This window comes from Stenotrophomonas sp. 96582_Sma (assembly GCF_056480905.1).
The window spans coordinates 2,080,792-2,096,353 of record NZ_CM151122.1; the positions used below are offsets into that span (position 1 = coordinate 2,080,792).

Genomic DNA, 15,562 nt, shown 5'->3' on the forward strand with positions numbered 1-15,562 from the left:
TCCGTGCGTTCAAATGTCCACGATCCCTCTGGAGCCCTGTCATGGTCTTCGTCCGTTGCTGCGCTGTGTTGTTGCTGGCCCTCGCGGCCGGGCCTGTCGGCGCTCAGTCGCCACGCATTGCCAGGCCGCAAGCCACCACCCCGCTGTTGATTGCGCCCGCCGCCGAACAGCCGGTGCAACTGCAGCGCGCCCGCATCGAAGGCGAGGTCCAGGCCGGCGTCGCCCAGACCCGGATCACCCTCGAATTCCATAACCCGAACCGGCGCGTGCTGGAGGGCGAGCTGCAGTTCCCGCTGGCCGATGGCCAGCAGATCACGGGCTTCGCGCTGGACATCAACGGTGAACTGCGTGACGCCGTGCCGGTGCCCAAGGACCGTGGCCGCCAGGTATTCGAGGAAATCGCCCGCCGCGGTGTCGACCCGGGCCTGCTGGAACAGACCGCCGGCAACCAGTTCCGCCTGCGCATCTATCCGCTGCCGGCCGGTGGCAGCCGACGCGTGCAGCTGGTGATTCGCGAACCGCTGGCCTTCGCCGGCCAGGGCTGGCAGTGGACGCTGCCGCTGCAGTTCGCCGCTGGCGCTGCATCGGTTGAGCTGAAGCTGCAGGCGCCGGAAGCGGCCACCGCAGGTACGGCTCCGTTCCGTATCAACGCAGGCCGGCTGCAGTGGCAGGGCAGGGGCGCGCAGTTGCCGGCGCAGCTGCAGTGGAGCCTGCCGGCGGCACGTCAGGCACAGGTGCAGGTGGCACCCTGGCAGGATGGTCACTACCTGCTGGCGCAGCTGCCGGTGACGGTCAGCCGCACGCCGCGCACGCTTCCCAGCGAAATCGGCCTGCTGTGGGACGGTTCCGGTTCGGCGGGCCAGCGCGATCGCACACGTGAGTTCGCCTTGCTGGATCGCTATTTCGCAGCGCTGGGTGACGGCACTGTGGCATTGACCGTGCTGCGTGACCGTGCCGAACCGATGCGTCGCTTCCGTGTCCGTGCAGGCAACTGGAGCGAGCTGCGTGCAGCACTGCAGGCCGTACGCCCTGACGGTGCCAGCGCGCTGGCGCAGTGGCAGCCGCAACCGAGCGTGAAGGAATACCTGCTGGTCAGCGATGGCCTGCTGACCTATGGACCGGAAGCACTGCCAGCACTCGCACCGCAGCAGCGCCTGTTCGCGGTCAGCAGTGCTGGTGCGCGAACCGATGTAGTGCGCCTGCGCGGCTGGAGCGAAGCGCATGGCGGTCGCTTTGTCGCGCTGGGCAAGGATGTTGATGCGGCCGCTCGCGAACTGCTGTCGTCGCCGTTGGACGTGCAGGTCGATGCGGGCCGTGGCGTACAGGATGTTGTGATCGATCGTCGCAGCGAGGCCGAAGGCTGGCTATGGCTGCATGCCCGCCTTGCGGCGGACGGCGTGCCGATGCGGGTGCGCGTGGGCGGCGGTGAATGGCAGGCGCTGCCGGCAACGCAGAAGCGTGACGACGGTGAGCTGCTGGCCGGCTTGTGGGCGCAGGCCCGTCTGCAGCAACTCGGCGCCGACCGCCGAGGCAACCGCGAGGCAATGCAACTGCTGTCGCAGCAGTTCGGCCTGGTCGGACCGGACACCTCGCTGATCGTGCTGGAGACCCTGGAGGACTACCTGCGCTACGCGATCCGCCCGTCCGGCAAGCTGCGTGCCGAGTACGATGCCCGCTTCGCACGGCAGGTGAGCGATCGCGCCGCTGCCGATCGCCAGCGCCTGGACCAGGTTGCCGCACGTTGGAAGGAGCGCCAGCAGTGGTGGAACCGAAGCTGGCCGAAGGGAGCGCCTCCGCAGTTGAAGGGCGGGGCGCTGGAAGTTGCATCCGCGGACTACGCGATGGACTCGGCGCCGGTGGCGATGCTCGCCGCGCCGGCCCCTGCGGCACCACCCGCGCCGGCACCGATGGCCGCCGCCGAGCAACGCATGGAAGCCAGCAGCGCGCGTGCACGTCGCTCAGCGTCCGCATCGAACAAAGCACTGGATGTGGTCGCGCTCACCGGCAGCGTTGTCGCTGCATCCGCTGCCGCCAACGAGGGCGAGCTCGGCATCCAGCTGGCGGCCTGGCAGCCGGATTCGGCCATCGCCCGGCGGCTGCGCCAGGGCCCGGCGTCGCAACTGTATGACCGCTACCTGGCCGAGCGCGATGCACATGCCGACAGCAGCGCGTTCTTCCTCGATGTGGCCGATCTGTTGCTGGAGCAGGGCCAGCGCGAACTTGCACTGCGCGTGCTGTCGAACCTGGCCGAGATGGACCTGGACAACCGCCACCTGCTGCGTGTGCTCGGCTACCGGTTGATGCAGGCGGATGCCCCCGCGCTGGCGGTGCCGGTGTTCGAGCAGGTGCTGGCGATGGGCCAGGAAGAACCGCAGAGCTTCCGCGATCTTGGCCTGGCACTGGCGGATGCGGGCAAGCCGCAGCAGGCGTTGGCGCCGCTGTATCAGGTGGTGGTGCGGCCGTGGGACAACCGCTTCGACGGCATCGCCCTGATCGCGCTGGATGAGCTGAACAACCTGGTGGCACGCAGCACGCCACGGCTGGATACCCGCAGCATCGACCCGCGCCTGCTGCAGGCGATGCCGCTGGACCTGCGCGTGGTGCTGTCGTGGGATGCCGACAACAGCGACATGGACCTGTGGGTGACCGACCCGAACGGCGAGCGCGCGTACTACGGCAACCGCCTGACCTACCAAGGCGGGCAGATGTCGCAGGACTTCACCGGCGGCTATGGCCCCGAGCAGTTCTCGCTGCGCAATGCCAAGCCCGGCAAGTACAAGGTGGAGGCCAATTACTTCGGCAGCCGCCAGCAGCTGGTGACCGGTGCGACGACCCTGATGCTGCGGCTGACCACGCACTGGGGCACGCCGAAGCAGAAGGACCAGATGGTCACGATGCGGCTGAAGGACCGCGCCGAGACCGTGCTGGTGGGCGAGTTCGAGGTGAAATGATCGATCCCGGGCTTTTGTAGAGTCGAGCTTGCTCGACTGCCTCAAGGTGGAGCCGAGCCTCGGCTCACGGCAGAAGCAGCCGAGCGCGGGCTCGGCTCTACAACGGCACCGAACTCAGCGCGCCGTTGCGGCGCGTGCAATCGGCGACGCTGGCGGATCGGCACGGAGGCCGAACAGCGGCCGCAGCCAGCGCGAGCGGCGGATCAGCAGCTCGTGGATCAGCAGGCAGCCGCCGATGGTACCGGCCAGCAGCAGGGCCGGTTCCATCCACGGGCCCAGTTGCAGTGGCTTGAGCCAGAACAACAGCACGATGATCAGGCTCTGGTGCAGCATGTACCAGGGATAGATGGCCTCGGTGCAGTACCGCAGCCAGCGGAACGGGCGATCAAGGAACACCTTTCCCCAGCCCAGGATGGCCAGCAGCACGGTCCAGACGTACAGCGACTGGCTGGTCCGGACCTGCAGGTCCCAGAACGGTTCGGGCCATTGCCGCAGGGGGGAATCGGCCGCCAGCACCTGGCCAAGGATGCGCAGGCCCATGTACCAGCCGACCGCCGCCAGTGCCAGCCACAGCGTGGTGCGGCGCAGGGCCACCACCCGTTCCCAGAACAGTGGCTCGCGACTCAGCAGGTAGCCGGCCAGGAACACCGTGGCGTACTTCGCGTGCTGGTACCAGTCGCCGAGCAGGGCATTGGTGGACGGATAGATCGGCTCCAGCCAGATCACCCAGGCCAGCAACAGGGCGAACGGAATGCCAATCAGCAGCGCGGGCGAGGCTGCAACGCGTGCCATCGCGCCGCGCACTACTGTCGTTCCCAGCAATGGCATCAACAGGGCCAGCGCCAGGGTGTAGTTCCACAGGTAGGCCAGGTACCACAGGTGGTTCCAGGTGATGCCGTACTGCCAGCCGGCGAAGCTGCCTTCCGGCCAGGGCCGCACCTGCCAGTAGCGCAGCAGGAAGTGGCCGAAGCCCGGTGCCACATGGCCGTTGGACACGCCTTCGCAATACGGCTGGATCGGTACGATCACGAACATGCCGAACAGCAGGGGCAACAGCAGCTTCCAGGTGCGCAGGCAGGCGAAGCGCAGCAACCTGCCTTCGGGTCGCATCAGCGCGATGGCGATGCCCGAGATCAGGAACAGCAGTGACATCCGCCAGCGATTGACGAACACCATCGGCCACTGCAGCCATTCGGCCGTGTGCACGCTCTTGAGGTGGAAGCCCCAGTCGTCCACATAGGCCATGGCGGTGTGATAGAGGATCAGCAGGGCGAAGGCGAACACGCGCAGGGCGTCGATGTCGTGGCGTCGGGTCATGGGGGTGGTGTGCCGGAGAGTCGAGCCAAGGTGACGCCGCCCGGTCCGAGCAGCGACTTCCAAGGGGCCGCCGGAAGCCGCGCAGTGACCAATGGCGGGGGTGGTGGGACCAATGGAGCCGCTACCCTCGGTCCCTTGAGGCAGGCTGGAGCACCGCAACGACATGGATGCAGCAATGACCCAGGGCCGACCACCGCGCTGGCGCACGTCAACCCGCCTGCTGGTATGGGCGGCCATCCTGTCCGCTTCAGCAGTGACCAATGCGCTGGTGGAAGTGATGGATGCCGGTCGCCGTGGTGCCGATCTGGGTTTGTGGGAGCCGATGATCTGGGAGTTCAGCAGCCTCGTCCCGATCCTGCTGACCCTGCCGCTGCTGTGGCGGGCCTGCGAGCGTTGGCCGCTGCATGCCGATACCTGGAAGCAGCGATTGCCGCTGTATCTGCTGGCCAGCGTCGGCTGGTCGCTGCTGCACGTGGTGGGGATGATGCTGCTGCGGCACCTGGCCTATGGAGCGCTGGGCTATCGGTACCAGGACGATGCCGGCTGGCTGGAGCGTTTTGCGTACGAATACCTGAAGGATGTACGCACGTTTGCGATGTTCGTGGCACTGGAGCACTTTGCGAGCTGGTTTGGCCGGCGCCGGCAGGGTGAGGCGCACCTGCTGGCCGAGCCCGATGTCGGCCCGCCGGTGGAGCCGGTCGAGCGCCCCCAGCACTTCCTGGTGCGCAAGCTGGGCAAGGAGTTCCTGGTCGCCACCGCCGACGTGGAGTACGCCCAGGCGGCGGGGAACTACGTGAACCTGCGGGTACGCGGCCACGACTACCCGCTGCGGATCACCATGGCGGTGCTGGAGCAGCGGCTGGATCCGGGCGAGTTCCTGCGCCCGCACCGCAGCTGGCTGATCCATCGCGGCCAGCTGCGCTCGATCGAGCCGCTGGACGGGGGCGAGGCCCTGCTGCACATGGCCGATGGAGCCAAAGTGCCCTGCAGCCGGCGCCAGTTGCCGTTGCTGCGGCAGGCGCTGGGGGCAGGGTGAGGCCCTCATTCCGGGCATCCCCGGCCTGCGGTATCATTACCAGTCATCTTTTGAATGCATAACCGCCGACATGATCGAACTGAATCCTGTCCGCCAGCGCATCACCGATCTGACCGATCGCGTGCTGTCGCTTCGGGGGTATCTTTGACTACGACGCCAAGAAAGAGCGTCTTGAAGAAGTAACGCGGGAGCTGGAAAGCCCCGACGTCTGGAACAACGCCGAATACGCCCAGAACCTGGGCCGCGAGCGTTCCAGCCTGGAAAAGACCGTGGGCGGCATCGCCTCGGTGCTGGACGGCCTGGCTGATGCCACCGAACTGCTTGAGCTGGCTGAGTCCGAACAGGACGAGGACACCGCGCTGGCCGTGGTCGCCGACCTGGACAAGCACCAGTCGCACGTGGAGAAGCTGGAGTTCCAGCGCATGTTCTCCGGCGAGATGGACAATGCTGCCGCGTTCGTCGACATCCAGGCCGGTGCCGGTGGCACCGAAGCCCAGGACTGGGCCGAGATCCTGCTGCGCATGTACCTGCGCTGGTGTGAATCGCGCGGCTGGAAGACCGAGCTGATGGAAGTCTCCGGTGGCGACGTTGCCGGCATCAAGTCGGCCACGCTGCGCGTGGAAGGCGACTATGCCTACGGCTGGCTGAAGACCGAGACCGGCGTGCACCGCTTGGTGCGCAAGTCGCCGTTCGATTCGGACAACCGACGCCACACCAGTTTCACCTCGGTGTTCGTGTCGCCGGAAATCGACGACAACATCGACATCACCATCAACCCGGCCGACCTGCGTACCGACGTGTACCGTTCGTCCGGTGCCGGTGGCCAGCACGTGAACAAGACCGAGTCGGCGGTGCGTATCACCCACATCCCGACCAACATCGTCGTGGCCTGCCAGACCGGCCGCAGCCAGCACCAGAACCGCGACAACGCGATGAAGATGCTGGCCGCCAAGCTGTACGAGCTGGAGATCCAGAAGCGCAACGCCGAGAAGGACGCCGTGGAAGCCACCAAGTCCGACATCGGCTGGGGCAGCCAGATCCGCAACTACGTGCTCGACCAGAGCCGTATCAAGGACCTGCGTACCGGCATCGAGCGTTCGGATACGCAGAAGGTGCTGGACGGCGACCTCGACGAATTCGTCGAAGCCAGCCTGAAGGCCGGCCTGGCCGTGGGCTCCAAGCGCGTCGATGCCTGATCGACGTGCCTGCGCGGAGATCGTCACCCTCGCGCGCAACGCCGAGGGTGGCTGAACTGGCTTTACTGTAGAGCTGAGCCATGCTCAGCTGCTGTTCGCGCGGTAGTAGATGCGTCGAGCATGGCTCGACGCTACAACAGGTACGGCGGTAGCGATGATGCGCAGCGAAAGTGAACGCAAGGAACTCGGCGGCTTCCTCAAGGCCTGCCGCGCCCGTGTCGATCCCGCCACGCTCGGCCTGCCGGCCGGGCGCCGGCGTACCCCGGGCCTGAAGCGCGAGGAAGTGGCACTGGCGATCGGGGTCAGTGTCAGCTGGTACACCTGGATCGAGCAGGGCCGCGAAGTGCGCGCCTCGCCCGAAGTGCTGGAGCGCCTGGCGCAGGTACTGCGCATGAGTGACGACGAGCGCGCCTATGCGTTCGCGCTGTCCGGCTACGGCGTGCCACTGGAATCTCCCGACGAAACGGTGACCGATGGCCTGCGCCAACTGGTCGAAGCGATGCAGCCGATCCCGGCTTACGTGCGCAATACCCGTTACGACATCCTGGCGTGGAACCCGGCCATCGCCGAGCTGTTCGTGGATTACAGCCAGCTGGCGCCGCACGAACGCAACACGCTGCGGCTGATGTTCCTGTATCCGCCGTACCGCACGCTGATCCTCAACTGGGAAGAAATGACCCGCGGCCTGCTGGCCGGCTTCCGCGCGGCGATGGCGCAGGCGCCGGACAAGGCCCCGTTCCTGGCGCTGGCCGAGGACATCGCCACGCACAGCGAGGAGTTCCGCCAGTGGTGGCCGGAGCACGACGTGCGCCGGTTCGACGAAGGTGCGAAGAAGCTGAACCATCCCACGCGCGGGTTGCTGGACCTGCAGTACGTGGCGCTGGTGCCGGAGAGCCGGCACGACCTGTCACTGGTTACCTACCTGCCGCGTAGGTAGGGGGTTGTTCGGCAGGGCTTGCAGCCCTGCACCTGCTTCAAGCCGAAGCAACGGCAACAGCAACAGCGAGCTATCCGTGGGTTGGCGGGGCGGTGTCGGAGTGCGGGGACGCCGCAAGTACGTCCGTGTAGCAACTGTGTTGCTGGAGAGTCTCAGGCCCGTCAGGTAAACGGGCACGGTAGTGCCGGCCGCTGGCCGGCAGCCTTTGGTCTTTCGCCCTGGCTCGCCTCAGGCGGGGACTAGCCCGCTTTCAGCGTCGCGCACACGGGCGTTGAGGATGACCAGCATCTTCCGCATCACTGCCACGATGGCCACCTTGCCTTCCTTGCCGCGGGCTCGTAGCGACTGGTAAAAATCGCGCAGCCGAGGTTCATGCCGCATGGCCGACATTGCCGCCATGTAGAGCACTTGCCGGATTTCGGCTCTTCCACCGTGGATGCTTCGTTTTCCTCTCATCGTGCCGCTGTCGTGGGACATCGGGGCTACCCCGACCAGGCTGGCGATGCGCTTGCCAGTGATCCTGCCAAGCTCTGGCAGATAGCTGGCTAGAACTGCCTGCAGCACAGGCCCTACGCCCTTCATCGACTTCAGCATCTTCAGTTGAGGCTGCTGACCAACCTGCTCGACGATCTGCTTGCCCAGACGCTCAACCAACGTTTGTAGGCGGGTGATGTTGCCCTGCAGTAGTCGGCGCAGTTCACGATCAAGCACCATTTCCTGCTGTTGCCGCGCGATGGTCAGGGCGTCCATCGCCTGCCGACGTGCCCGAACGAACTCCCGCATCTTCTGCTGCCAAGACTGCAGCGGCTGATAGGGAGGCAGCTTCACCAGGGCGGCCATCTGCGCCAACGCGTAGGCATCCAAACGGTCGGTTTTGGCAGTCTGACCCAACCCCTGAGCCAGTTTCCGGGCGCGCAAGGCATTGGCACGGGCCACCGGATGACCGGCCTTGTGCAGGAAATCCAGCACCGGCTGCTCATAGCCACCCGTGGCTTCAAGCACGATCTGGCGGGTCGGACGCTTCTTCAGCCAAACATCCAGTTCAGAAAACCCGGAGCGGTTGTTGCTGACCTGCAGGGTTTCTCCGTCCGTCGTACCGATATCCAGCTGACGCTTGCTGACATCAATCCCGATCCCGTTCATCACCTGACTCCGTATAGTCTGGAAGGGTCGAGAGCTCCCCCGCTTGCCCAGTCTTATCGCTTCGAGTGGTCGCTCCAGCAACTGTTCGGGCGGATCAAGGGAGATTCCGGCGTGGGCGCCAAGCTACATGGCGATCGTCGCGATCCTGGTTACGGATCGTCGAGATCTAGGCTCGCACGGCGGCCCACGCCGGCTCTCGACGCCTACGCTGCCAGATTCCGATCAGATAAGGCTTGGCAGCCGCATCCATGCGGCTGACACCCCGCACTCCGACACCGCCCCGCCTTTGACAGTTTCTCGTGATCTGGTAGATCCACGCCATGCGTGGATGGTTTTCGATCTCAATTGGAGATATTTGATTCCGAAAGAGATTCAGCCACGAATGACGTGGATCTACTGTGGCGACCGACTCGCGTCTGGGGCAGAGCCCCCTGAGTCAGGGGGCGGCCGCGAAGCGGCGGGGGGCTGGGAGCTGGTAAGTGGGGCCCGCGGTTCGCGTAGCGAAGCGTGGGAGCGGCAGCGCGCATGCGATGGCGCGTACCCAGGGCGCAGCCCTGCCGATAACCCAATTCAGGCAGGTAACTGCAGGTCACAGGATAAGCAGACGCCTTGTTGCCTCCGCCAATCGGGTCCACATTCCTGTGCAGGAGACGGGCCGCCGCCCGTTGTCGAGACACCAGGAGACCTGCATGTCCGCTGCCCCCACTACTGCCATTTCCCGCGATCCGGCCACCGGCCAGCAGATCGCCAGCCATCCCTTTGCCACCGACGCCGAACTGGAAACAATCCTGGATCGCGGCCAGGTTGGCTTTGCGGCCTGGAGCGCCAAGAGCCTTGAACAGCGTGCAGACGTACTGCGTGCGATGGCGGTGGTACTGCGCCGTGACCGTGAAAAGCTGGCCGCGCTGGCCACCGCCGAAATGGGCAAGGTCCAGGCCGAGTCGCTGGCCGAGATCGAGAAGTGCGCCGTGCTGTGCGACTGGTACGCCGACCACGGTGCGCAGTTCCTGCGCGACGAACCGACCCAGGTGCCCGACGACAAGGCTTACGTGTCCTACCTGCCGCTGGGCGTGGTGCTGGGCATCATGCCGTGGAACTTCCCGTACTGGCAGGTGATGCGCGCGGCGGTACCGATCCTGATGGGCGGCAACGGCTTCCTGCTGAAGCCGGCCGAGAACATCGTCGGTACCGCGCAGCTGCTCGACGCCGCCTGGCGCGATGCCGGCCTGCCGGAAGGCACCTTCATCGCCGCCAACATCAGCCGCGACGGCACCAGCCGCGCGATCGCCGATGACCGCATCGCGGCGGTGACCCTGACCGGCAGCGTGGCCGCCGGCCGTAGCATCGCCGCCCAGGCCGGGCAGGCGCTGAAAAAGGTGGTGCTGGAACTGGGCGGCTCGGATCCGTTCATCGTGCTGGCAGATGCCGATCTGGACGCTGCGGTCGATGCCGCCGTGGCCTCGCGCTTCCAGAACACTGGGCAGGTCTGCATCGCCGGCAAGCGCATCATCGTCGAAGACGCGGTCTACGACCGGTTCGTGGCGCAGTTCTGCCAGAAGGTGCAGGCGCTGACCATCGGCGACGGCCGTGAAGCCGGCAACCGTATCGGCCCGATGGCGCGCCAGGACCTGCTGGAACAGCTCGACGCACAGGTACGCGCTTCGGTGGAGGCCGGTGCGCAGCTGCTGGTCGGCGGCCATCAGCTGGATCGCCCGGGCGCGTTCTACGCCCCCACCGTGCTGGCCGACGTGGAGCCGGGCATGCAGGCTTTCGATACCGAGACCTTCGGGCCGGTGGCCTCGATCAGCCGCGCCCGCGATGCCGACCATGCGGTGGAACTGGCCAACCAGAGCGAGTTCGGCCTCAGCGGCAACCTGTGGAGCGGCGACCGCGCACGGGCCATGCAGCTGGCGCGCCGGCTGCAGACCGGCGGCGTGTTCGTCAACGGTTTCTCCGCCTCTGACCCGCGCGTGCCGATCGGTGGCGTGAAGAAGAGCGGCTTCGGCCGTGAGCTCTCGCACTTCGGCATCCGCGAATTCGTCAACGCGCAGACGGTGTGGTTCGACAAGCGTTGACGCGCAGCTTCCATCCATCCTGCAACGATCCACCATCAGTCCAGCGAAAAGGACGGCATTCCAATGTCCAAGGGTTCAGATCTGCTTGTCGCCGCGCTTGAGAACGAAGGCGTCGAGCGTATTTTCGGCATCCCCGGCGAGGAGAACCTCGACGTGGTCGAATCACTCCGCCATTCCAGCATCGAGCTGGTCATCACCCGCCACGAACAGGCCGCGGTGTTCATGGCGGCCACTTATGGCCGCCTGACCGGCAAGCCGGGCGTGTGCCTGGCCACGCTCGGCCCGGGCGCGCTCAACTTCACCACCGGCGCCGCCTACGCGCTGCTGGGTGCGTGGCCGGTGATCATGATCACCGGCCAGAAGGGCATCGTCGCCAGCAAGCAGGCACGCTTCCAGATCGTCGACATCGTCAGCACCATGAAGCCGCTGACCAAGCAGGCGCGGCAGATCGTCTCGGCGCGCACCATTCCGACCATCGTCCGCGAGGCATTCCGTACCGCGCTGGAAGAGCGCCCGGGCCCGGTGTTGCTGGAGCTGCCCGAAGACATCGCGGCCGATGAGGTCGGGGACGTAGCGCTGATTCCGCCGCATGCGGTGGATCGTCCGATTGCCAGTCCGGAAGCACTGGACCGCGCGGCGGAGATCATCCGCAATGCCAAGCGCCCGCTGCTGATGATCGCCTCGGCGGCGTCGCGGCCGCAGTCCAGCGAAGCGTTGTCGGCCTTCGTGCTGCGTGCCGGCATTCCGTTCTTCACCACGCAGATGGGCAAGGGCGCGGTGGCCGGTGGTTCGGGCCTGTACATGGGCACCGCGGCGCTGACCGAGCGCGACTACGTGCACATGGCGATCGACCAGGCCGACGTGATCGTGACGATCGGCCATGAGGTCACCGAGAAACCGCCGTTCGTGATGCGCCCGGGTGGGCCGACGGTCATCCACATCGGCTATTCGCAGGCGGCGGTGGAGCAGGTCTATTTCCCGCAGGTGGAGGTGATCGGCGATATCGGCCGTTCGCTGACCCAGCTGGCCGACCGCATCGAAGGCGCGGTGCCGAATGCCGACGCGCTGCTGCCGCTGCGCACTACCATTCTGGAACACCTGGCTGACCGTGCCGAGGAAGCTGGATTCACCCCGCAGCGGCTGGTGCACGACGTGCGCCAGGTGATGCCGCCGGACGGCATCGTGGCGCTGGACAATGGCATGTACAAGATCTGGTTTGCGCGCAATTACCGCACCCAGGTGGCGAATTCGCTGCTGCTGGACAACGCGCTGGCGACGATGGGTGCGGGCCTGCCGTCGGCAATCATGGCTTCGATCCTGTACCCGCAGCGGCGGGTGCTGGCGGTGTGTGGCGATGGCGGTTTCATGATGAACAGCCAGGAGCTGGAGACCGCGCGACGGCTGGGCCTGAACCTGGTGGTGCTGATCCTCAACGATGGCGCCTACGGGATGATCCGCTGGAAGCAGGCGGTGGATGGCTTCACCGACTACGGCATGACCTTCAGTAACCCGGATTTCGTGAAGTATGCGGAAGCCTATGGCTGCAAGGGGCATGAGGTGACGGCCATCGAGCAGTTCATCCCGACGCTGGAGGCGGCGTTCAACGAGGGTGGGGTGCACCTGGTATCGGTGCCGATCGACTACTCGGAGAACCAGCGGGTGCTGGTGGACGAGCTGCGTCAGGCGTTCCCCGGGAACGGTTGACGCCTACCGGGGCATCGGTTCCCCGGAATCCGGTAGGTGTCGACCTTGGTCGACACGCGGACCGCCAACCAAGGTTGGCGGCTACCAGAGCGGCGGGCAGCGGACCTGGTAGGTGTCGACCTTGGTCGACACGATGGAGCGCCAACCAAGGTTGGCGGCTACCAGGCGGCGGGCAGTGGGCCTGGTAGGTGTCGACCTTGATCGACACACGGACCGCCAACCAAGGTTGGCGACGACCAGGCAGGGGCCCGGCCCAGGGCTGGGGCGGGGCGGTTTTGGTATGCTGGGCAACCGGCTGTGCCGGGCGCAACATCCCCCCCTCACTACACGATTCCCGCAGATCCATGAGCGAAGCTACCGATACCCCCCCCCGTTGACGAAAACAAGTTGATCGCCGAGCGCCGCGAGAAACTCAAAACGCTGCGTGGGCAGGGCATCGCGTACCCGAACGACTTCCGTCGCGAGGACTTCGCCGGCCGCCTGCAGGAAGAATTCGCCGACGCCGAGCAGTGGACCGCCGAGGCCCTGGAAGGCAACGGCCGCCAGGTGAAGATGGCCGGTCGCCTGATGGCCAAGCGCATCATGGGCAAGGCCAGTTTCGCGCAGATCCAGGACGAGTCCGGCCGCATCCAGCTGTTCCTGCAGGGCACGGTGCTGGGCGATGCCTACACCGCCTTCAAGGGCTGGGACGTGGGCGACATCATCGCCGTCGAAGGCGGCCTGACCCGTACCAAGACCGGTGAGCTGTCGGTCAAGGCCGAATCGATCCGCCTGCTGACCAAGTCGCTGCGCCCGCTGCCGGACAAGTGGCATGGTCTGGCCGACGTCGAGCAGCGCTACCGCCAGCGCTATGTCGACCTGATCGTGACCCCGGAGTCGCGCGCGGTGTTCATCAAGCGCTCGAAGATCATCCGCGCGATGCGCGCGTGGCTGGACAACCGCGACTTCCTGGAAGTCGAAACGCCGATGATGCATTACATCCCCGGCGGCGCGGCGGCCAAGCCGTTCACCACCCACCACAATGCGCTGGACCTGGACCTGTACCTGCGCGTGGCGCCGGAGCTGTACCTCAAGCGCCTGACCGTGGGTGGCCTGGAGCGCGTGTACGAGATCAACCGCAACTTCCGCAATGAAGGCGTCAGCACCCGCCACAACCCGGAATTCACCATGATGGAGCTGTACGAGGCCTATGCCACGTACAACGAGATCATGGACCTGACCGAAGGCGTGATCCGTGACGTGGCCACGACCGTCAACGGTTCCACCGAAGTGGAGTGGGACGGCGCGAAGATCGACCTGGGCCCGGCGTTCCGCCGCTGGCGCATGGACGAGGCTGTGCGCCACCACAACCCGGAAATCTCTGCTGCCGACTGCACCGACCGCGAGGCGCTGCTGCGCCATTGCGAGCGCTTGAAGATCCGCGTCAAGCCGTCTTACGGCTGGGGCAAGCTGCTGCTGGAGATCTTCGAAGCCACCGTCGAGCACACCCTGATCCAGCCGACCTTCATCACCGACCATCCGGTCGAGGTCTCGCCGCTGGCCCGTGCCAATGACAACGACCCGGGCTACACGGATCGCTTCGAGCTGTTCGTCAACGGCAAGGAGCTGGCCAACGGCTTCTCCGAACTGAACGACCCGGAAGACCAGGCCCAGCGTTTCCAGGCCCAGGTAGCAGCGAAGGAGGGCGGCGATGACGAGGCGATGCACTACGACGCCGACTACATCCGTGCGCTGGAGTACGGCATGGCCCCGACCGGCGGCCTCGGTATCGGCGTCGATCGCCTGGTGATGCTGCTGACCGGCAGCAGCTCGATCCGCGATGTGCTGCTGTTCCCGTACATGCGTCCGGAGCAGTAAGTCGTCTTTTTGACTCCTGTTTGTGCGCGCCGTCGCGAAATGAGACGGCGCGATTGACGCCTCCCGCACTCGGCGTATCGTTAATGCACTACCTTGACGTCTGTTGTGGCTTGATCGGCGCCAGGGGGAGTGCGCACTGTGGAGAGTCCGCTTCACAATGTGATGACGATCATGAACCGGGACGCATGACACGGGAGTCAGGCCGATGCAGGGTGCGAGCGTTCGCAGCGGCAGGGTATCCTCGCCTGCTGATGATCCAGCATGGTCGAGAAACCAGGCAGAGTACGCGTTGAACATCGTCATTGTTGACGACCAGACGTCCGCCCGGACGATGCTGCGTCACGTCATCGAAGATATCGCGCCGGAACTGAGCGTGTATGACTTCGGTGATCCGTTGACCGCATTGGCCTGGTGCGAGGCGCATCCGGTCGACCTGCTGCTGCTCGATTACCGCATGCCGGAAATGGACGGGCTGGAGTTCGCCCGCCGTTTCCGTCGCCTGCCCAAGCATCGCGACATTCCGGTGATCCTGATCACCGTGGTCGGCGACGAGCCGATCCGTCAGGCGGCGCTGGAAGCGGGGGTCATCGACTTCCTGGTCAAGCCCATCCGCCCGCGCGAACTGCGTGCGCGCTGCTACAACCTGCTGCAGCTGCGCCAGCAGACCGAGAACGTGAAGCAACGCGCCTTGTCGCTGGAGCAGCGCTTGCTGGCCAGCATGCACGAGGTTGAAGAGCGTGAGCGCGAGACCCTGTCGCGATTGGCTCGGGCGATCGAGTTCCGTGATGCTGGCACCAGTGCCTACCTCGAACGCATGGCGCGCGTGGCAGGGCTGATCGCCGAGCAGCTCGGCCTGCCCGAAGACGACGTGCGCCTGATCGAGATGGCCGCGCCGCTGCATGACATGGGCAAGATCGCCATTCCCGATGCAGTGCTGCTCAAGCAGGGCAAGCTCAACGACGAGGAGCTGGCGATCATGCGCCGGCACCCACGCATCGGCCATGAGCTGCTCAGTGGCAGCCAGAACCGCTTCATCCAGGTCGGCGCATTGATCGCGCTGCGCCACCACGAACGTTACGACGGCAGCGGCTACCCGGATGGGCTGGTCGGTGAGGCGATTCCGCTGGAAGCGCGCATCGTCGCCGTGGCCGACGTCTTCGACGCACTCATCTCACCCCGTCCGTACAAGGAAGCATGGACCATGGAAGCCACACTGGCCTATCTGTATGCCCAGCGTGGCCGCCTGTTCGATCCACGCTGCGTGGATGCGCTGATGCGCGGCCACCAGCAGTTGATGGATATCTGCGCCCAGCACTCGACGGCATCGACGCGACCGGGTGGGTGAC

10 protein-coding genes are annotated in these 15,562 nt (G+C 65.8%); 8 read left to right on the forward strand and 2 right to left on the reverse strand.

Annotation, left to right across the window (positions count from 1 at the left end; translation table 11 throughout):
* Positions 1 to 41: 41 nt before the first annotated feature.
* Positions 42 to 2,951: a VIT domain-containing protein gene (locus ACZK2R_RS09715; protein ID WP_180837615.1), complete on the forward strand. Its 2,910-nt coding sequence runs from the start codon at positions 42 to 44 to the stop codon at positions 2,949 to 2,951.
* A gap of 114 nt (positions 2,952 to 3,065) precedes the next feature.
* Here ACZK2R_RS09715 and ACZK2R_RS09720 read toward each other — a convergent pair whose 3' ends face one another.
* Positions 3,066 to 4,268: an acyltransferase family protein gene (locus ACZK2R_RS09720; protein ID WP_180837614.1), complete on the reverse strand. Its 1,203-nt coding sequence runs from the start codon at positions 4,266 to 4,268 to the stop codon at positions 3,066 to 3,068.
* Positions 4,269 to 4,443: 175 nt separating this feature from the next.
* Between ACZK2R_RS09720 and ACZK2R_RS09725 the strand changes: the two genes are divergently transcribed.
* The 3 genes from ACZK2R_RS09725 to ACZK2R_RS09735 all read left to right on the forward strand — a co-directional run bounded on the left by ACZK2R_RS09725 (position 4,444) and on the right by ACZK2R_RS09735 (position 7,437).
* Entirely contained in the window at positions 4,444 to 5,304 is an 861-nt protein-coding gene (locus ACZK2R_RS09725) for a LytTR family DNA-binding domain-containing protein (RefSeq protein ID WP_107432702.1), read from the forward strand.
* A 70-nt stretch (positions 5,305 to 5,374) separates the two neighbouring features.
* A protein-coding gene (prfB, locus tag ACZK2R_RS09730; protein WP_097048047.1) for a peptide chain release factor 2 occupies positions 5,375 to 6,500 on the forward strand; the annotation gives its coding sequence in 2 pieces (ribosomal slippage) (positions 5,375 to 5,449 and positions 5,451 to 6,500; 1,125 coding nt in all).
* A 154-nt stretch (positions 6,501 to 6,654) separates the two neighbouring features.
* Complete coding sequence (locus ACZK2R_RS09735) at positions 6,655 to 7,437, forward strand: helix-turn-helix transcriptional regulator (RefSeq protein ID WP_180837613.1); 783 nt, start codon at positions 6,655 to 6,657, stop codon at positions 7,435 to 7,437.
* A 228-nt stretch (positions 7,438 to 7,665) separates the two neighbouring features.
* On the opposite strand, the gene ACZK2R_RS09740 is transcribed toward ACZK2R_RS09735, so the two are convergent.
* Positions 7,666 to 8,580 carry an IS110 family RNA-guided transposase gene (locus ACZK2R_RS09740; protein WP_180838801.1) on the reverse strand — a complete coding sequence of 305 codons (915 nt, stop codon included), beginning with the start codon at positions 8,578 to 8,580 and terminating at the stop codon, positions 7,666 to 7,668.
* Positions 8,581 to 9,269: 689 nt separating this feature from the next.
* Between ACZK2R_RS09740 and ACZK2R_RS09745 the strand changes: the two genes are divergently transcribed.
* From ACZK2R_RS09745 to rpfG, 4 genes are all read left to right on the forward strand, one after another.
* A complete protein-coding gene (locus ACZK2R_RS09745; RefSeq protein ID WP_180837612.1) occupies positions 9,270 to 10,655 on the forward strand; it encodes an NAD-dependent succinate-semialdehyde dehydrogenase in 1,386 nt (461 codons plus the stop codon).
* A 63-nt stretch (positions 10,656 to 10,718) separates the two neighbouring features.
* The gene (locus tag ACZK2R_RS09750; RefSeq protein ID WP_180837611.1) at positions 10,719 to 12,359 is read left to right on the forward strand and encodes an acetolactate synthase large subunit; all 1,641 of its coding nucleotides are present in this window, start codon (positions 10,719 to 10,721) and stop codon (positions 12,357 to 12,359) included.
* A 360-nt stretch (positions 12,360 to 12,719) separates the two neighbouring features.
* A complete protein-coding gene (lysS, locus tag ACZK2R_RS09755; protein ID WP_478488033.1) occupies positions 12,720 to 14,216 on the forward strand; it encodes a lysine--tRNA ligase in 1,497 nt (498 codons plus the stop codon).
* Between the two features lie 205 nt (positions 14,217 to 14,421).
* On the forward strand, positions 14,422 to 15,561 hold the full coding sequence (rpfG, locus tag ACZK2R_RS09760) for a cyclic di-GMP phosphodiesterase response regulator RpfG (protein WP_006364528.1): 1,140 nt from the start codon (positions 14,422 to 14,424) through the stop codon (positions 15,559 to 15,561).
* Position 15,562 lies beyond the last annotated feature (1 nt).

What these genes read in the sequence shown, in the direction of transcription:
- ACZK2R_RS09745 (WP_180837612.1), top strand. Translation starts at nt 9,270, where the DNA reads ATGTCCGCTGCCCCCACTACTGCCATTTCCCGCGATCCGGCCACCGGC.
- ACZK2R_RS09720 (WP_180837614.1), bottom strand. Translation starts at nt 4,268, where the DNA reads ATGACCCGACGCCACGACATCGACGCCCTGCGCGTGTTCGCCTTCGCC.
- ACZK2R_RS09740 (WP_180838801.1), bottom strand. Translation starts at nt 8,580, where the DNA reads ATGAACGGGATCGGGATTGATGTCAGCAAGCGTCAGCTGGATATCGGT.
- ACZK2R_RS09725 (WP_107432702.1), top strand. Translation starts at nt 4,444, where the DNA reads ATGACCCAGGGCCGACCACCGCGCTGGCGCACGTCAACCCGCCTGCTG.
- ACZK2R_RS09715 (WP_180837615.1), top strand. Translation starts at nt 42, where the DNA reads ATGGTCTTCGTCCGTTGCTGCGCTGTGTTGTTGCTGGCCCTCGCGGCC.
- ACZK2R_RS09750 (WP_180837611.1), top strand. Translation starts at nt 10,719, where the DNA reads ATGTCCAAGGGTTCAGATCTGCTTGTCGCCGCGCTTGAGAACGAAGGC.
- ACZK2R_RS09735 (WP_180837613.1), top strand. Translation starts at nt 6,655, where the DNA reads ATGATGCGCAGCGAAAGTGAACGCAAGGAACTCGGCGGCTTCCTCAAG.
- rpfG (WP_006364528.1), top strand. Translation starts at nt 14,422, where the DNA reads ATGCAGGGTGCGAGCGTTCGCAGCGGCAGGGTATCCTCGCCTGCTGAT.